Below are 16,602 nucleotides of genomic sequence, written 5' to 3'. Positions count from 1 at the left end.
TCTGTTTCCGGAGTTTCCCCATGAAGCCCGTCTCGATGCGAACCCTCGCCCTCGCCGCCGCCCTCGTCGGCTTCGCCTCCCCCGCCCTGGCCGGGGAGTTGTCGCCCCAGGCGCAACGACAGATCACCTCGACCGTCGACCGCAACCAGGCCGCCCTCGACAGCGCCGCGCTGGAAATCTGGAAGTTCGCCGAGTTGGGCTATCAGGAGACCCAGAGCTCGGCCCTGCTCCAGGGCCAACTTCGCGACGCGGGTTTCACCGTGACCCCCGGCATCGCCAATGAGCCGACCGCCTTCCTCGCCAGCTTCAAGACCGGCGAGGGCCCGGTCATCGCGGTCCTGGCCGAATACGACGCCCTGCCCGGCCTGTCGCAGACCCTGAGCCCGGTCCAGGAATCGGCGGGCGGCCACGCGGGCCACGGCTGCGGCCACAACCTGTTCGGCGCCGCCTCGGTCCACGCCGCCATCGCCGTGAAGGCCTGGATGGAGGCCAACAACATCAAGGGCGAACTGCGCGTCTACGGCACGCCCGCCGAGGAAGGCGGCTCGGGCAAGGTCTATATGGTGCGCGACGGCCTCTTCGATGACGTCGACGTCTCGCTGCACTGGCACCCCGGCAATGTGAACTCGGCCCGCCAGGGCGACACCATGGCCAACGTCTCGGGCAAGTTCCGCTTCTACGGCACCGCCTCCCACGCCGCCGCCGCGCCCGACAAGGGCCGCTCGGCGCTCGATGGCGTCGAGTCCCTGAACTACATGGTCAACATGATGCGCGAGCACGTGCCGGACCGCACCCGTATCCACTACGCCATCACCGACGGCGGCAAGGCGCCGAACGTCGTCCCGGCCTATGCCGAAGCCTATTACTACGTCCGCCACAACGATCCGGAGATCGTGCGCGACGTGCTGGAGCGGGTGAAGCTGGCGGCCGACGGCGCCGCCCTGGGCACCGGCACCCGCGTCGAGTTCGAAGCCATCGGCGGCGTCTATTCCATGCTGCCCAACGAGGCCCTGATGCACGTCATGGACCGCAACCTGCGTTCGGTCGGCGGCATCACCTGGACGCCCGAGGAAATCGCCCTGGCGACCGAGATCCAGAAGACCCTGACCACCCAGCCTGACCTGGCCTCGGTCGGTCAGATCGAGGACGCCGTGATCGGCGGCGACTTCGGCGGCTCGACCGACGTTTCGGACGTGTCCTGGGTCACGCCGACGGTGGGGCTGTCCACGGCCACCTTCGTCCCCGGTTCAGCAGGCCACTCCTGGCAGAACGTGGTGGCCGCCGGCACGACCATCGGTCTGAAGGGCGCGCACCTGGCGGCCAAGACCCTGGCCCTGACCACCGCCGAACTGTTCCAGAGCCCGGACACGATCGCCGCCGCCAAGGCCGAGTTCGAGCAGCGTCGCGGTCCGAACTTCGAATACCGTGCGCTGCTGGGCGACCGCGCTCCGGCGCTGAACTACCGCGACTGACCCGTCGTGGCCCTCGGGCTCGTCCCGAGGGCCTTCGTCGTCGCCTTCGCTGTCGCGTCAGTTCGCTGGATGCTGAGCGGCCAGGTCCTTGAGATACTGCCCCATGGATCGCGGCGCCCGTCCAAGCGCAGCGGTCAAGGCCAGGCTGTTGCCGCCCATGCCGTAATTCGAATAGTGCTCATACACTTTTTCAAGCAGATCAACTTGGTCTTCCGAATAGGGCAAGCTGACACGACGGGACCATTCGTCGAAGCTCAGCTCGACGGCCTCGACCTGTCGACCGATTTCCTTCGAAATCAATGCGGCGATGTCGTTGCGACTGAACATGCCCGCCGATAGCTCCAGCGTGGCGAACGCCAATGTGTCTTGCGTAAGCGCCACTGCAGCCGCTTCGGCCACGTCCCGGTAATCGACGCGCGCGATCCTGACGTCATTGGGAAAGGGCTCGCCGAAACGGCCGTCTGAAAGGATCGACGGCCAGGCCATGGCGATATTCTGCATGAAGTTCGCAGGCTGCAGGATCGTGTATTCGAGTCTGGAGGAATAAAGCGCTTCCTCTACCGGAATCTTGCTGGCGTGGTTGCTCAAGCGCGTATTGGTCGGCTGGATCACCGACGAGAAGACAAACTTCCTGACGCCGCTGCGCTCCGCAGCCTCAACCAGGGCCAGGCCCATCGCCGCCTCGTCGACGGTGAAGGCCGGACCGATATGGAAAATCCCATCCACGCCCCGTGTCGCCTCCGAGAGGCTCCCGGCATCGCGCAGGTCTCCAATGGCGATCTCGGCGGCGCCTCTCGAACGGGCGAGAGCGGCCTCGTTCTCATCGCGCACCAGAGCGCGGACGACGGCGCCGCGACGTTGCAACTCGGGGACAACCAGTCCGGCCACCCGTCCTGCGGCCCCAATGACAAGTACGGACGATTCCACGCGTTTCATCGCTATCTCCTTGGCTCGATGACAATAGAGCGACGATAAATTCTCTCGATCTCCGAGACTATTTGTTCAATCTGGAAGTCTGACTTCCACTTATCGAGATACCGAATGAGCCGCCTGGAAGATCTCGAAGCCTTCATTCGCATTGCCGAGACGGGCAGTTTGACGGCTGCGGCGCGGCGCCTCGGCCGATCGCTGCAGGCGGTCAGCCGTTCTCTCGCCTCGCTTGAAGACGACGTCGGCGTCCAACTCGTTCATCGCACCACGCGACAATCGGCGCTGAGCGAGGCGGGCCACGCCTTCTACCAACGCGTGAAGCCTGCCCTGCTGGATATTCAGGAGGCCCGGCTCGAGGCTGCCGATAGAAAATCCGCGCCTTCAGGCGTCCTTCGCATCGGCGCGCCCACCTTGTTCGGCCCCGATTTTCTGGTTCCGATCATAGCCGACTTCATGACGGCCCATCCGCAGGTCGAGATCGATCTTCAGTTGTCGGATTCCTTCGTGGATCTCGCCGCCGAAGAACTCGATCTCGTGGTGCGTATCGCCGACCTGCCGGATTCCGGTCTTCAGGGTCGAAGATTAGGCGCCCTTCGTCGCGTGGTTTTTGGCGCGCCGTCGTACTTCGAGCGACATGGACGGCCAGCCCGTCCGACCGATCTGCGCCAGCACGCCTGCATCGTCAGGACCGCCGCACAAAGGTCGGATCAGTGGGCGTTCCAGATTGACGGCAAGACGAGGCGGATCGGCGTTCGCGGCGCCTTTCGATGCAACACCATGCCTGGCGTTTATGCGGCGGTGAGTTATGGGCTCGGCCTGGGGTATTCGCCCCTGTGGCAAATCCGGCGCCTCGTCGAAACGGGACAGGTGCAGGTCATTCTCGAGGACTTCGAACCCAAGCCTGTCCCGATCCACGCGCTATGGCGCGAGAACAAGCTCCCCCCCGCCAAGGTTCGCGCCTTTGTCGACCTCCTGGCCGGACAGCTCAGGATCGAAGACCTCTGAAGGGTCGTCGCCGTCACGCCTCTATCCGGACGCCTCAACTCAATCATACCATTCGGTACAAAAAACTTGATGGGAGCTGGATCTTCGCCTACAGCCACAAATGAACCTATTGGTACAAAATGGTGAAGGCATGAAATTCCAAGGCAAAGCCGCGCTTGTTACCGGGGGCGCGCGCGGCATCGGGGCCGCAATCGTTCGACACCTGGCTTCCGAAGGCGCTGACGTCGCCTTCACCTATGCGACCTCCGACCAGTCGGCCGAGGCGTTAATTGACGCCCTGACGGTTCACGGCGGCAGGCTTCTCGGCCTCAAGGCGGATAGCCGGGATCCGACCGCGATCCGCGACGCCGTGGACCAGACGGCGGAAACGTTCGGACGCCTCGACATACTCGTCAACAACGCCGGCGTTTTCCCCGCAGGGCCGATCGAAGACGTTTCGCTTCAGGAGATTGACGATACTCTGGCGATCCACGCACGAGCCGTCTTCATCACCTCGCAAGCGGCGCTGTCGCACATGAGGGCCGGCGGACGGATCATCTCCATCGGGTCCTGCTTCGCCCAGCGCGTGCCGTATGGCGGCGTGACCCTCTATGCGATGAGCAAATCCGCCCTCATCGGCTTCACCAAAGGCCTGGCGCGCGAGGTCGGGGAACGCGGCATCACCGTCAACATTGTCGACCCCGGCTCCACCGAGACGGACATGAACCCCATCGACGGCCCCGCCGTCGCTGCGGAACTGGAGTTGATGGCGGTCAAGCGCTACGCCCAGCCCGCCGAAATCGCCGCAGCCGTCGGCTTCCTCGCGGGGGAGGAAAGCCGGTTCATCACCGGAAGCTCGCTGGCAATCGACGGGGGCTTTGCGGCCTAGCCCGTGCTCGCCTGCACCAATGCCGCCGCCCAAGGGAGAACGACATCCGATGGCCTGGGGATTGTTGGCCGTAGCCGGCCTGCTGGAGATTGTCTGGGCCCTCGCGCTGAAACAGGCGGACGGCTTTACGCGGCTATGGCCGAGCCTGATCGGCGTCGGCGTCGCCTTGCTGAGTCTGGTTCTGCTTGGCGTCGCCCTGAAGAGTCTGCCCGTGAGCATCGCCTATGCTATCTGGGTCGGCATAGGCGTCTTCGGCGTCGCGATGTTCGGGGCGCTGTTCCTCGGCGAACCCCTTTCAGGGACGAAGTTGATCTTTCTGGCGCTGATCATGATCGGCGTGGCAGGGCTGCGGGTGATGGAAACATGACGCTTCTCGACGAACCGCAGAAGACCCCGCGCCCGCCGCTCGGGCGACCGAGACGCTTTGACAGGGAAACCGCCTTGATCGCCGCCATGCGGACCTTCTGGGCGCAGGGCTATGAAGGGACGTCGATCCAGAACCTTGTCGCCGCCATGGGCATCAACAAGCCGAGCCTGTATGCGACCTTCGGCTGCAAGGAAGAGGTTTTTCGAGAGGCCGTCGAGCTTTACGACCGCCTTGAGGGTCGGGCGACCACGCAAAGCCTCGCCGAGGCGGCGACCGCTCGCGAAGCGGTCGAGGCCATGCTGCTGGCGAACGCCCGCGCCTATACCGAGACCGAAGGTCCGCGCGGGTGCATGATCGTCCTGTCCTCCCTGCTCGGCGCTCCGGAGAATGCGGGCGTGCGCGCCTTCCTCGCCAAGAATCGACTGGACGGCGAGGCCGCCCTCAGAGCTCGCCTCGCCGAGGGCGTCGCGCAGGGGGACCTGGCGCCCTCCGCCGACCTCGACCGCCTGGCGGCCTTCTACACCACAGTGCTGGAGGGCTTGTCGATCCAGGCGCGGGACGGCGCCTCTGCAGAGAAGCTCCGAATGATCATCGACGCCGCCATGCTGGCCTGGCCGACCGACTAATCTAGCGTATCGCCTTCTTGGGGAGAATATTGTGCTGCGTTTCTCATTTCCGATCTTGGCGGCGGTATCGTTACTGCTCTCTTCGCTCCCGGCCCACGCAGATTCCGACACGGCGCCGCGCAACCGTGCAGAGGCGGTCAGGATCATCGCCGGCCTGAGACAGATCGTGACGCCGGACGGGATCGAACGACTGGAGGCCGTGAATATCAACGGCGTCGATCAGTGGATTTCCGTGCGGAGCCGCAATCCCGGCAATCCGGTCCTGCTGGTGGTTCACGGCGGCCCCGGCTGGGTCGCCATGCCGACCTCCTGGTATTTCGCCCAGGGTTGGGACGAATACTTCACCGTCGTGCAATGGGATCAGCGCGGAGCCGGAAAATCCTACAACCCAGACCATCCCGTCGCCGACCTGACCATCGATCAGATGAAACAGGATATCGACGCCGTCATCGGCTGGGTGCGCTCCGAGACGCGACAGGACAAGATCTTCCTGCTCGGCCACAGCTGGGGAAGCTGGCTGGGTCTTGATGTCGCGCGTCGTCATCCCGAATGGCTCCATGCCTACATCGGCGCGGGCCAGGTCATCGACATGCGTGAGAGCGAACGCCGGGGCTGGGCCTGGGCGATGGCTCGCGCTCGCGACACGGGCAATGAGACAGCCATATCCGAGCTCCAGTCCATCGCGCCCTACGCTGAGGGCGGAACCCCCGTCCCGACATCGTCGCTGTACCTGCAACGCAAATGGGTCAATGCCTTCGGCGGCGCCGCCTACAATCGCCCGGACGCCAGCTTCGAAGGGGCGGCCATGGCCCTGTCTCCCGACTATACGGATCAGGATGTAAAGCAGGTCTGGAAAGCCCAGGACGTTTCAGTCGAACGCTTGATGCCCGCAATCATGGAGACCTCCATGTCATCCCTGGCCGAACTCGAGGTTCCGACCTTCCTGCTGCTGGGTCGGCACGACATCAATGTCTCGGCGGGAGTTGCTGCGGAATGGTTCGCCAGACTCGACGCGCCGCACAAACAACTCGTTTGGTTCGAGCATTCAGCGCACGAGATGCTGGTCGAGGAGCCTGGCAAGGCCTTCCTCACCCTGGTCAATGAAGTGCGCCCTCATGCTGAGTCTGCAGCGCCGTCCGCCGCAGAAGCAGAGGCCCCCGTCCCCTCCACCCGCAGCACCCGATAAGCGAGGATTCCCGGATGAGTGTGAAGATCGAAGGCGGCGTCAACATCGCCATGAAGGTGCCGAGCCATCAATATCAGGCCGTCATCGCCTTCTACCGGGACGTGGTCGGCCTGGAGCCCATCGCGGAAAAGGCGCCGGCGGTCGGTTTCAAGCTCGGCCCGAACCAACTTTGGATCGACGAAGCCGAGACCATGACCCAGGCCGAGGTCTGGCTGGAACTGTTCACGCCGGACCACGCCTCCGCCTTGAAACGACTGGAAGACGGCGGCGCCGTACGCTGCGATCCGATCGAGCCGCTCGGGGAATCGTTTCGCGGCGGCTGGATCATGAATCCCGCCAACATCGTCCACATGGTGCGCGAACCCGACGCCTGGTGATCGGCGTCCAGGCCTCAGCCGTTCAGGAACTTCTGGAGTCGCGGCACGACGAAGTCGAGAAAGACCCGAACTCGCTCCGGCATGCGCGGTCCGCCCAGGAAGACGGCGTGGATTTCTTCTTCGTCCCGCTCGATCACGTCGCCCAGGACCTCCACCAGGCGGCCCGCGGCCAGATCGGCCCGGACGTGGTAGTCGCCCATGCGGGCCAATCCGACATCGGCCAGGGCCATGCGCCGGACCGTCTCGCCGTTGTTGCCGAGCAAGGAGCCGTGGACGACGCGTTCGACCACACGGCCTCGTTCCTTGAGCGGCCAGACGGGCACGGCCCGACGAAAGTTGAAGCCCAGGCAGTTGTGTCGGGATAGATCATCGACCGTCCGGGGCGCGCCATGACGCGCCAGATAGGCGGGCGAAGCGACGATCTTGCGATGCGCCGTCCCGATGCGACGCGCGACCATGCCTGAATCCGGCAGTCGGCCGACCCGAAAGGCGATATCGGTGCGGTCGAGATAGAGGTCGACGATCTCGTCCGACAGCGACAGGTCGACGACGATATTCGGATAGGCCCTCCAGAACTCCGGCAGCAGCGGCTCCAGACCCAGGACGCCCAGCGCCACCGAGACGTTGACCCGAACTCGCCCGCCCGTGGCGGCCGCGCCCTGCGACAACTCCTGCTCGATCTGGTCGAGATCCTGCAAAAAGGTCTGGCTGCGTTCGTAGTAGATTTCGCCCTCAGCGGTCAGGGAAAGGCGCCGCGTCGAGCGCTCGATCAGGCGAACGCCGAGCCGATCCTCCACGCGCGAGATCAGCTTGCTGACGGTGGAGGGCGTCATGCCCAGCAGGCGGGCCGCTTCCGAAAAGCTGCCGCTCTCCACCACGCGCAGGAAGACCTGCATTTCGCCGGCTCGGTTATCCATCGCCACATCATCCATGATTTTATTTCACAGATGATGGGAATTTCGGCGCGATTATCAAGTTTGAACCGAAGCCCTACTTCCGCTGCGCCTTCAGAAACAGCGAGGAGCTTCAGATGCAGACCGTCACCGCTCACGGCGCCGCCGTTCCGGCCCTTGGTTTCGGCGTCTTCCGCATGTCCGACGCGGAGGTCGAACGCGTCGTTCCCGCCGCGCTCGAAGCCGGTTTCCGCCACTTCGACACGGCCCAGATCTATCAGAACGAAGCCGCGCTCGGTCGCGCCCTGCAGGCCGCCGGAGCCCGTCGCGACGACTTGTTCCTCACCACCAAGGTCTGGGTCGACAACTACAGCGCCGACGCCTTCGCCGCCTCGGTCGACGAGAGCCTGGACAGGCTGAAGGTCGATCAGGTCGACCTCCTGTTGCTGCACTGGCCGGCCGATCTGGTTCCGATCGCCGAACAGATCGAACGGCTGAACGCCGTCCAGGCGGCCGGCAAGACGCGTTTCATCGGCGTCTCCAACCAGAACATCGCGCAGATGCGGGAATCGATCGAACGCTCGGCCGCCCCGATCGTGACCAACCAGGTCGAACTGCATCCCTATCTGCCGCAGCACGCCCTGACCGCCGCCGCCAAGGAAGCCGGCGTGGCCGTCACCGCCTACTACAGCATGGCGGACGGCGCCGTGCCCAAGGACGAGGTCCTGCAGCGGATCGGCGCCAGATACGGCAAGAGCGCCGCCCAGGTCGGCCTGCGCTGGCTGATCCAGCAAGGCTACGTCGCCCTGTCCAAGACCGCCAACCCGGCGCGCGCGGCCGAGAACATCGCCATCTTCGACTTCGCCCTGGACGACGCCGACATGGCCGCCATCGCCGCCCTGGCTCGGCCTGACGGCCGCCTCGTCAGCCCCGCCGGCCTCGCCCCCGCCTGGGACGCCTAGGAAATCCGAGCCCCTGAGGAAGATGAAGATGGACATGACCGCTTCCGCGACCGCAACGCCGGCCGCCCAACCCGCGCACGTCCGCTGGGCCCTGCTGGCGCTCGCCGTGGGCGCCTTCGGCATCGGCACCACCGAGTTCTCGCCCATGGGCCTGCTGCCCGTGATCGCCCAGGGGGTCGACGTCTCGATCCCCAAGGCCGGCCTGCTGATCAGCGCCTACGCCATGGGCGTCATGATCGGCGCCCCGATCATGACGCTGGCCTTCACCCGCTTCGGCAAGCGAACGGCCCTCATCCTGCTGATGTCGATCTTCACCATCGGCAACCTGATGTCGGCCATGGCGCCCGGCTACTTCACTCTGCTGGCCGCGCGTCTGGTGACGAGCCTCAACCACGGAGCCTTCTTCGGCCTGGGCGCCGTCGTGGCGGCCAGCGTCGTTCCCAAGGACAAGCAGGCGAGCGCCGTCGCCGCCATGTTCATGGGCCTGACCATCGCCAATATCGGAGGGGTGCCCGCCGCGACATGGATCGGCCAGCAGATCGGCTGGCGCATGGCCTTCGCCGGCACGGCCCTGATCGGCGTCCTCGCCATCGCGGCCCTGTGGTTCGCCCTGCCCAAGGGCGAACGCGGCGCCATGCCGGACCTGCGACACGAACTGCGCGTTCTCACCCGCGGCCCTGTGCTTCTGGCCATGGCGACGACCGTCATGGGAGCCGGCGCCATGTTCACCCTCTACACCTATGTCGCCCCAGCCCTTCAGACCCTGACCGGCGCCTCGAACGGTTTCGTCACGCTCAGCCTCGCCCTGATCGGGGTCGGCTTCACCATCGGCAACTGGCTGGGCGGACGACTGGCCGACTGGTCGCTGGACGGCGCGACCAAGATCTTCCTCGGCGCCCTGGCGCTCATCATGTTCGTCCTGCCGTTCGTGTTCAGCAGTCCCGTCGGCGTCGCGATCGGCCTGCTGCTGTGGGGCGGCGCGGCGTTCGCCATCGTCCCTCCGGTGCAGATGCGCGTCATGGAAGCGGCGTCCGAGGCGCCGGGCCTGGCCTCCTCCATCAATGTGGGGGCGTTCAACCTGGGCAACGCCCTGGGCGCGGCCGTCGGCGCCGCCGTCATCAGCCTGAACCTGGGCTATGCCACGGTGCCCGTCGCGGGCGGCCTGCTGGCGGCGGCCGGCTTCGGCATGGTCCTGCTCACAGCCCGGCCGTCCCGGGCTCCACACCTTCCGATCGCCAAGGAAAGCGGCCGATAACGCCGAGGATTCGGGCAACAAAAATGGGCGCCGCGGTCGCGGCGCCCATTAACCCTGACGGGAGAAATCAGGGCCTAGGCCCCTTGCGGCCTAGTAGGTGTACCGGAGGCCCAGGTAGAATTGGCGTCCGGTATGCGAATAGACCCACGGTCGGTTGCTGACATCGACATAGCGGCTCTCGAATTCATCTGTCAGGTTGATGCCCTCAACAGAAACCTCGAGACTGTCATTCAGCTGATAGCTGATCCGCATATCGAAGTTCACCGTCTCATTGGCGCCTTCCTCAAAATTGCTGTTCCGCCCCGGAACCTGGGTCAGATAGCCTGAGCGATAAGCTACCGATCCCCTTACGCTCAGCCGGTCGTCCTCATAGTAGAGGGTGCCGTTGGCGGCGTTCTTGGACAGGCCGACCAGAGTTGAATTCACGGTCGGGGCGCCAGGAGTGGACGACGTCAGATACTCGATATCCGACGACACATAGGTGTAGTTCGCCATCGCCCCCAGGTTCGACCACAGACCTGGCAGGAAATCGAAGTCTCGACGCACATTGAGTTCCACCCCCGACAGTTCCCCACCGTCGGTGTTGACCGGCCGGGTCACCTCGAAATCATCGGTTCGCGGCCACCCACGCCTTGTCCTTCACCTTCCTGCCGAACTGGATGAGAGAGCTGGAGCGCGACTCTCCCCTGGGCCCTCTGAGCCTGGCGTCCGACAGCCTGCGCGGCTGCGAAGCCTTGATGATGCAAGGCGACGCTCAGTTCCTGCTCTGTCATCAGCATCATAACGACCGCGGCCGGTTCGCCGCGCCGCGCTTTCTCACCAAGATCGTAGGCGCGGATCGCCTCGAACCCTATTGCGCGCCCGACGACGATGGCGCGCCGCTGTGGCGACTTGAGGAGGACATGGAGCCGACGCCCTATCTGGCCTACAGTTCGGAATCGGGCCTGCGGCGCATCCTGGACACAACCGTGATGCGCCATCGTCGGGTGACCCCGCTCAAGACCGTGGTGACGTCGCATCTAGCAGCGACGCTGAGTTCGCTCGCCCGGGAGCAGCGCGGCATCGCCTGGCTTCCCCGCACCCTGGTGAACGAGGACATCGCTGCCGGACGGCTGGTGAGTTGCGGTGACGAAAGCTGGAGCGTGCCGCTGGATGTCGTCGTCATCCGTCCCGCCTCGCCGATGGATCGTTCCGCAGAAGCGTTATGGTCCAAGATCGGGCCGACCGCCTGAGAGGCGCCTTCACGCCGAAAGAAACGTCAGACGATCACCCCTCCGGACACCGTCAGCACCTGACCTGTGACGAAGCCGGCCTCCTCGCTGGCGAAATAGGCCACGGCATGGGCGATGTCTCCAGGCGTGCCGGGGCGCTTCACCGGAATGCGGCTCACCGTGTCCGCCAGATGATCTTCCAGGGAAAGCTTGCGCCTGGCCGCGGTGGCGTGGGTCATCGCCGTCACGACCAGACCGGGGGCCACCGCATTGGCCGTGATCCCCAGCGGCCCCAACTCCACGGCCAGAGACCGCACGAAGCCCTCTACGCCCGCCTTGGCGGCGCAATAGTTCGCGCGTTCCGGATGGCCGGACGCCGAGATGCTGGAGATGTTGATGATCCGTCCCCAGCGCTGCGCCTTCATATAGGGCACGACCGCGCGCGACATCAGGAAGGAGCCGCGCAGATGCACGCCCTGAACGAGATCCCACTCTTCCAGGCTCATTTGGTCGAAGGGCTTGTCGCGCGCGAACCCCGCGTTGTTGACCAGGATCGTGGGCGCGCCGAATTGCTCGACCACGCGATCAACGGCGTTCGCCACCGCTTGCGGATCGCTCACGTCGGCCTGGGCGGCCATCGTCTGACCGAACGCGCTCAGCCGGGCGGCGGCTTCCGCGCACCGGTTGCCGTCGACATCGATAAGCGCAACCGCGCACCCGTCCCTGGCGAGCCGCTCGGCGATGCCTTCGCCGATGCCGCCTGCGGCGCCCGTCACGATCGCCACACGGTTGGTCTTCACCTTTCGGCCTCCTCGATAGTTCGCAACCAGCTCTGAATGGATGAACCGACTTGTCTCTTCGCAACTCTGGAGCTGGTCAAGTTTATCCTGATAGGGTGATGATACCGGTTTCCTAGGGGGAAGCGACGATGATCACACGAAGAGCGGCCTGCCTCTCAACCCTGGCGCTTGCCGGGTTTCCAACGTCTGGCCTGGCTATGGCGCCCGATCGGGGCGACCCGCGCGTGAATACGACCGCCGGGCCCGTCACGGGCCTGCGCCAAAGCGGCGTAAACGTCTTCAAGGGCATCCGCTATGGCGCCCCGACGCGCCGGTTCCAGGCCCCTCAGCCGCCGACGCCGTGGCGCGATCCGGCGCCGGCTCGCGATTTCGGCGCCGCCAGCCCTCAGCGAGGGCGGGAGCCGAACCAGAGCGAGGACTGCCTGTTCCTGAACGTGTGGACGCCCGGCGTCGACGCCGGACGACGCCCCGTGATGGTCTATATCCATGGCGGCGGCTATTCGAGCGGCTCGGGATCGGCGGCGCTCTACGACGGAACGCGCCTGGCCACGCGCGGCGACGTCGTGGTCGTCACGTTGAACCATCGGCTGAACGCCCTGGGCTACGCTTATCTGGCGCGTCTGGCCGACGGGTTCGAGGATTCAGGCAACGTCGGCCAGTTGGATCTGATCCTGGCCCTGCGTTGGGTTCGTGACAACATCGCGGCTTTCGGCGGCGACCCCGACCGCGTCATGCTGTTCGGACAGTCGGGCGGCGGCGCCAAGATCGCCACCCTGATGGCCATGCCGGCGGCCCGAGGCCTGTTCCACCGCGCCGCCACCATGAGCGGCCAGCAGGTCACCGCGTCCGGCCCTCTCAACGCCACCGCACGCGCCGAGGCCTGGCTGAAGGCGTTGGGCCTGACGCCCGACCGGGCGCGAGAGGCCGCGACCCTGCCGGTCGAGCGACTGCTCGAAGCGCAGACGCAGACGGATCCCGTCCTGGGCTTCGGCGGCGTCTACTTCGGCCCCGTGCTGGATTTCCGCCACCTGCCGCGCCATCCCTTCTATCCGGACGCGGCCCCCCAGGGCCTGACCATTCCGATGATCATCGGCAACACCCGCGAAGAGACCCTGGGTTTCATGGGCGACGATCCGGCCAACGCCGGCCTGACCTGGGACACTCTGGTCGATCGCATCACGCCCGCCGTCATGCGGATCGACATCACGCCCGAGGCCGTGATCGCCGGCTATCGCCGGATGCATCCCGACTGGTCGCCCGATCAGGTCCTGATCGCCGCGACCACGGCCGGCCGGTCCTGGCGCGGAGCTGTGATCGAGGCCGAGGAGCGGGCGAAGGCCGGCGCCCCCGCCTGGGTCTATCAACTGGATTTCGCCGGCGCGATGGCTTCGGGGCGCAAGGGCGCCTTCCATACCGCCGACATTCCGCTGGTGTTCGACAATGTGGCCGCAGGCGCCTCAGAACCCGGCGCTCAGACGGTGGCGGATACGATGAGCGACGCCTTCATCGCCCTGGCGCGGGATGGAGATCCGAATCACGCCGGCCTGGCGCGGTGGGAGCGCTACGACCTGCCGAGGCGGCAGACCATGCTGTTCGATGTCGTGTCGCGCCAGGCCGACGATCCGCGCGGAGACGAGCGCGAATTCTTCTCGGCCATCCCCTACATCCAGCCGGGGACCTAGCGCGCGAAGCGCTCGATCCTCAGCGCATCCAGCCACGCCGGCGCCGGCCGCCCCAGGGCGAGCCCTTCCATCGTCTCCGCCGTGAAGGCGGCCAGCGTCAGGCCTAGGTGCTGATGGCCGAAGGCGTAATGGATCGCCGGGTGCGCCTGCAGCCTGCCGATCGCCGGAAGATAGTCCGCAAGGGTCGGGCGCGGCCCGCACCAGCGATCCGGCGTCTCTGCGAAGACGACGCCCAGCGCCTGCAACTGGGCCTCGATCCGTCGCCATTTGCGCGGGTCGGGCGGCGCGGAGGGCGCGCCGAACTCGACGTGGCTGGACGCGCGCAGGCCGCCGCTGAAACGCGCCACCACCAGGGCCCGGTCCTCGAACACCGTCAGCGGCAGGTCCTCCGGCCATTCATGCCGGGCGGACTGGACCGAATAGCCGCGCTCTCCGATCAGCGGAACCGTCAGGCCGAGCGGCGCCAGAAGCTCGGCCGACCAGGCGCCCGCCGCCACGATCACCCGCTCGGCGTCGACGACCGCGCCGTCCTCCAGAATGATGTCGACGCCGTCAGCCACGGGCCGCAGCCGGCGCACGTCGGCCTGAATTACAGTCCCGCCCTGTCTTGTGAACGCAGCCGACAGGGCGTCGCGCACGCGCTGGGGCTCGCTGACCTGCCCCGTGCCGGTAAAGCGGACGCCGCCTGCGGGACGCGCGTTCAGCACCGCGTCGTAGGCGGCCAGTTCTTCGCCCTCCATGGGCCGAAAGGCGGCGTTCCCCGTGCGCGCCCCGCGCCAGGTCTCCAGACCTTTCCGCGCCGCCTCGGGCGTGGACCACACGACGGCGTGGCCCGTGGGGCGGATCAGGTCGCCGGGCGCCTCGGCCAACGCCGCCAGTCGCGCCCACGCGCCCAGAGGATCGTCCAGCAGCCGCGCCAGAACCTCGGCCCCATGCGCGGCCGCAACCGGGCGCGAGGCCGCCAGAAAGCGCAACGCCCACGGCCCCCACAGGGCGACGTCCCGTGCGCGGAAGTCCAGCGGCCCGCCAAAGGCGAACAACCGCCCGAAGGCGCTTTTCAGCGTCGCGGGCGAGGGCATGGGCTCGCACTGCTCGGCCGCGATATGGCCGATGTTGCCGAAGGAGGCGCCGCGCCGGGCGTCGCCCCGGTCGATCAGCGTCGTCTCAAGACCCGCCGCCTGAAGCCTGAGGGCCGTCGCCGTCCCGATCAGGCCGCCGCCGACGATCGCCCACCGCCGGGGCGCCCTCATGCAGAGGCGCCCTCGCCGAAGGGATCGTCCAGGCTGTGCGAAGGCTCGGTGAACCAAACCGGTCCGCTTTCGGTCATGCAGAAATGGTCTTCCAGACGCACGCCGAACCGGCCCGGAATGACCAGCATCGGCTCGTTGGAGAAACACATGCCTGGGGCCAGCGACGTGACGTCCCCGCGCACCAGGTTGGGCGCCTCATGGATGTCCAGTCCGATGCCGTGTCCGGTGCGGTGCGGCAGGCCCGGGAGGCGATAGTCCGGGCCATAGCCGAGGCCGGTCAGATAGTCGCGCGCTGCGTCATCGACGCTGTGGCACGGCGCGCCGAGGCGAGCCGCTGCGAAGGCGCGGGCCTGGGCTTCCTTCTCGTGCGTCCAGACGCGGCGGAAGTCCTCGGTCGGTTCCCCGAAGACATAGGTGCGGGTGATGTCCGAGTGATAGCCGTCGACCAGAGTGCCCGTATCGATCAGCACCACGTCGTCTGTGTGCAGGGCGCGGTCGCCCTCGCCTCCGTGGGGCAGGCAGGTGTCGTCGCCGAAGGAGACCAGGCAGAACCAGGAGCCCCCTTCCCCGCCCAGGGCGCGGTGCTCGGCGTCGATGAAGGCCATGACCTCGGACGTGCGCACGCCGACCTTCAACCAGCGGCGGGTGCGGCGCTGGACCTCCAGGGTGATGGCCTTGGCGCGGGTCAGAAGCGCGATCTCGGCGGGTGACTTGAGGCTGCGCTGGGCCAGGATCAGCGGGCCGCCGTCCGTAACACGATCCGCCCCCAACGCCCGGCTCAGGCCCAGCCAGATGAAGGCCGCCGCCTGGTCGTCGACCGCCAGGACGCCGCCATCGGCCAGACGCCCCGCCGCCAGGACATAGGGGCTCTCCTCCTCTTCCCAGGTCAGGATGTCGCCGGTGATCGCGTTCGGCGCCGCCGTCAGACCCGCCACCTTGTCCAGCTCGAAGCGAGGGCAGATGTATTCCACCCGCCCGTCGGCGTGGATCAGGGCTCCCGTCAGCCGCTCTGACGGATGCCAGTCCAGCCCCGTATAGTAGCGCAGGGACGTCGTCGGCCCGACCAGCAGGGCGGACAGACCTTCGGCCTTCAGACGCGCCGCCAGGGCCTGGATGCGCGCGCTGCGTTCATCTGCGGTGATGGGGGCGGCGGCGGGAGGAAGGAACGTCATGGGATTCATCGTATAATATATATGATACGGCGACTTCTTTCATGGCCGAGGCCAGACGGCAAGGCTGCGCCTTGAAACGCCGGGTCCTCCCCCGCGCCAGCGCCGCGGAGACCGTCGTAAAGTCGCCTTATCCCGTGAACCTTATAACAGATTGCCTTGGATCGGACCGCCTCCTACCTAGACGGCCATGCCTCGGTCGGTGATGACATTGGCGAACCTGTTTGCGACGTTGACGCTGATCATCGCCGCCCTGGTGATCGCGCCTGCAGCCGACGCGGCCGCCTGCGCCCCAGACTCCCTCGTCGCGTATCAGATCCTGACCGAAGACCACGCCCAGGACGGCGCCGAGCACGTCCCTGGCGACGTGGGCGGAGACATACACGGCCACTGCCACCATCCCGGCGAACCCCAGGCTTGCGGCGATATGCAGATCGCCAAGCCCGCAACCGTCGCCAGCCGCTATCTCCTGCGTGACGACGGCGCCGTGTCCTTTGTCGCCGACGGACTGATGCGGCCCCCCAGAGGCTGATCGGAAGCCTGCGCCTT

Annotated in this window: 18 protein-coding genes; 12 read left to right on the top strand and 6 right to left on the bottom strand. The window is 66.4% G+C overall.

The features are described 5' to 3' along the window. Positions 1–20: 20 nt before the first annotated feature. The gene (locus tag V8J38_RS06100) at positions 21–1,472 is read left to right on the top strand and encodes an amidohydrolase (RefSeq protein WP_338578306.1); all 1,452 of its coding nucleotides are present in this window, start codon (positions 21–23) and stop codon (positions 1,470–1,472) included. Between the two features lie 57 nt (positions 1,473–1,529). Here the strand turns inward: V8J38_RS06100 and V8J38_RS06095 are convergent, their stop codons facing one another. Next, positions 1,530–2,408: an NmrA/HSCARG family protein gene (locus tag V8J38_RS06095; protein WP_338578305.1), complete on the bottom strand. Its 879-nt coding sequence runs from the start codon at positions 2,406–2,408 to the stop codon at positions 1,530–1,532. A 105-nt stretch (positions 2,409–2,513) separates the two neighbouring features. On the opposite strand from V8J38_RS06095, the gene V8J38_RS06090 reads away from it, so the two are divergent. From V8J38_RS06090 to V8J38_RS06065, 6 genes are all read left to right on the top strand, one after another. After that, a complete protein-coding gene (locus V8J38_RS06090; RefSeq protein ID WP_338578304.1) occupies positions 2,514–3,407 on the top strand; it encodes a LysR family transcriptional regulator in 894 nt (297 codons plus the stop codon). 100 nt (positions 3,408–3,507) lie between these two features. Next, positions 3,508–4,275, top strand: coding sequence for a 3-oxoacyl-ACP reductase family protein (locus V8J38_RS06085; protein WP_338578303.1), 768 nt, complete (start codon positions 3,508–3,510; stop codon positions 4,273–4,275). 49 nt (positions 4,276–4,324) lie between these two features. Further along, on the top strand, positions 4,325–4,642 hold the full coding sequence (locus tag V8J38_RS06080) for a DMT family transporter (protein WP_291776412.1): 318 nt from the start codon (positions 4,325–4,327) through the stop codon (positions 4,640–4,642). 74 nt (positions 4,643–4,716) lie between these two features. Continuing rightward, positions 4,717–5,268, top strand: coding sequence for a TetR/AcrR family transcriptional regulator (locus tag V8J38_RS06075; RefSeq protein WP_338578302.1), 552 nt, complete (start codon positions 4,717–4,719; stop codon positions 5,266–5,268). Positions 5,269–5,434: 166 nt separating this feature from the next. Then, complete coding sequence (locus tag V8J38_RS06070; RefSeq protein ID WP_338578301.1) at positions 5,435–6,454, top strand: alpha/beta hydrolase; 1,020 nt, start codon at positions 5,435–5,437, stop codon at positions 6,452–6,454. Positions 6,455–6,468: 14 nt separating this feature from the next. Further along, a complete protein-coding gene (locus V8J38_RS06065) occupies positions 6,469–6,831 on the top strand; it encodes a hypothetical protein (RefSeq protein ID WP_338578300.1) in 363 nt (120 codons plus the stop codon). Between the two features lie 14 nt (positions 6,832–6,845). On the opposite strand, the gene V8J38_RS06060 is transcribed toward V8J38_RS06065, so the two are convergent. Then, the gene (locus V8J38_RS06060; RefSeq protein ID WP_338578299.1) at positions 6,846–7,748 is read right to left on the bottom strand and encodes a LysR family transcriptional regulator; all 903 of its coding nucleotides are present in this window, start codon (positions 7,746–7,748) and stop codon (positions 6,846–6,848) included. Between the two features lie 113 nt (positions 7,749–7,861). Here V8J38_RS06060 and V8J38_RS06055 point away from each other — a divergent pair, with 113 nt between their 5' ends. Both V8J38_RS06055 and V8J38_RS06050 read left to right on the top strand, forming a co-directional pair. Then, a complete protein-coding gene (locus V8J38_RS06055) occupies positions 7,862–8,686 on the top strand; it encodes an aldo/keto reductase (RefSeq protein WP_338578298.1) in 825 nt (274 codons plus the stop codon). A 34-nt stretch (positions 8,687–8,720) separates the two neighbouring features. Next, positions 8,721–9,941, top strand: a complete 1,221-nt coding sequence (locus V8J38_RS06050; protein WP_338578297.1) for an MFS transporter — start codon at positions 8,721–8,723, stop codon at positions 9,939–9,941. Between the two features lie 90 nt (positions 9,942–10,031). Here the strand turns inward: V8J38_RS06050 and V8J38_RS06045 are convergent, their stop codons facing one another. Continuing rightward, positions 10,032–10,541 (bottom strand): TonB-dependent receptor domain-containing protein, encoded by a 510-nt coding sequence (locus V8J38_RS06045; protein ID WP_422388323.1) that lies wholly within the window; start codon positions 10,539–10,541, stop codon positions 10,032–10,034. Between the two features lie 32 nt (positions 10,542–10,573). Between V8J38_RS06045 and V8J38_RS06040 the strand changes: the two genes are divergently transcribed. Beyond that, complete coding sequence (locus V8J38_RS06040; RefSeq protein ID WP_338578295.1) at positions 10,574–11,173, top strand: LysR substrate-binding domain-containing protein; 600 nt, start codon at positions 10,574–10,576, stop codon at positions 11,171–11,173. A gap of 26 nt (positions 11,174–11,199) precedes the next feature. Here V8J38_RS06040 and V8J38_RS06035 read toward each other — a convergent pair whose 3' ends face one another. After that, positions 11,200–11,952, bottom strand: coding sequence for an SDR family NAD(P)-dependent oxidoreductase (locus V8J38_RS06035; RefSeq protein WP_338578294.1), 753 nt, complete (start codon positions 11,950–11,952; stop codon positions 11,200–11,202). Between the two features lie 128 nt (positions 11,953–12,080). Here V8J38_RS06035 and V8J38_RS06030 point away from each other — a divergent pair, with 128 nt between their 5' ends. Continuing rightward, positions 12,081–13,634, top strand: coding sequence for a carboxylesterase/lipase family protein (locus V8J38_RS06030; RefSeq protein ID WP_422388322.1), 1,554 nt, complete (start codon positions 12,081–12,083; stop codon positions 13,632–13,634). Here the strand turns inward: V8J38_RS06030 and V8J38_RS06025 are convergent. Then, a complete protein-coding gene (locus V8J38_RS06025) occupies positions 13,631–14,884 on the bottom strand; it encodes an FAD-binding oxidoreductase (RefSeq protein WP_338578289.1) in 1,254 nt (417 codons plus the stop codon). The two genes, V8J38_RS06030 and V8J38_RS06025, sit on opposite strands and share 4 nt — an antisense overlap. Continuing rightward, positions 14,881–16,056 carry a Xaa-Pro peptidase family protein gene (locus V8J38_RS06020; protein WP_338578288.1) on the bottom strand — a complete coding sequence of 392 codons (1,176 nt, stop codon included), beginning with the start codon at positions 16,054–16,056 and terminating at the stop codon, positions 14,881–14,883. Before V8J38_RS06020 ends, V8J38_RS06025 begins: the two co-directional genes overlap by 4 nt. Positions 16,057–16,264: 208 nt before the next feature. Between V8J38_RS06020 and V8J38_RS06015 the strand changes: the two genes are divergently transcribed. Further along, positions 16,265–16,585, top strand: a complete 321-nt coding sequence (locus V8J38_RS06015; RefSeq protein WP_338578287.1) for a hypothetical protein — start codon at positions 16,265–16,267, stop codon at positions 16,583–16,585. Positions 16,586–16,602: the final 17 nt, after the last annotated feature.

Origin of the sequence: Brevundimonas olei (assembly GCF_037055245.1) — a bacterium.
Taxonomy (GTDB): domain Bacteria; phylum Pseudomonadota; class Alphaproteobacteria; order Caulobacterales; family Caulobacteraceae; genus Brevundimonas; species Brevundimonas olei.
This window is presented reverse-complemented; position numbering and strand designations above follow the sequence as displayed.

Bases quoted from the DNA above. Each gene is read 5' to 3' on its own strand.
- V8J38_RS06100 (WP_338578306.1), top strand. From the start codon at position 21: ATGAAGCCCGTCTCGATGCGAACCCTCGCCCTCGCCGCCGCCCTCGTC.
- V8J38_RS06095 (WP_338578305.1), bottom strand. From the start codon at position 2,408: ATGAAACGCGTGGAATCGTCCGTACTTGTCATTGGGGCCGCAGGACGG.
- V8J38_RS06090 (WP_338578304.1), top strand. From the start codon at position 2,514: ATGAGCCGCCTGGAAGATCTCGAAGCCTTCATTCGCATTGCCGAGACG.
- V8J38_RS06085 (WP_338578303.1), top strand. From the start codon at position 3,508: ATGAACCTATTGGTACAAAATGGTGAAGGCATGAAATTCCAAGGCAAA.
- V8J38_RS06080 (WP_291776412.1), top strand. From the start codon at position 4,325: ATGGCCTGGGGATTGTTGGCCGTAGCCGGCCTGCTGGAGATTGTCTGG.
- V8J38_RS06065 (WP_338578300.1), top strand. From the start codon at position 6,469: ATGAGTGTGAAGATCGAAGGCGGCGTCAACATCGCCATGAAGGTGCCG.
- V8J38_RS06060 (WP_338578299.1), bottom strand. From the start codon at position 7,748: ATGGATAACCGAGCCGGCGAAATGCAGGTCTTCCTGCGCGTGGTGGAG.
- V8J38_RS06055 (WP_338578298.1), top strand. From the start codon at position 7,862: ATGCAGACCGTCACCGCTCACGGCGCCGCCGTTCCGGCCCTTGGTTTC.
- V8J38_RS06050 (WP_338578297.1), top strand. From the start codon at position 8,721: ATGACCGCTTCCGCGACCGCAACGCCGGCCGCCCAACCCGCGCACGTC.
- V8J38_RS06030 (WP_422388322.1), top strand. From the start codon at position 12,081: ATGATCACACGAAGAGCGGCCTGCCTCTCAACCCTGGCGCTTGCCGGG.
- V8J38_RS06025 (WP_338578289.1), bottom strand. From the start codon at position 14,884: ATGAGGGCGCCCCGGCGGTGGGCGATCGTCGGCGGCGGCCTGATCGGG.
- V8J38_RS06020 (WP_338578288.1), bottom strand. From the start codon at position 16,056: ATGACGTTCCTTCCTCCCGCCGCCGCCCCCATCACCGCAGATGAACGC.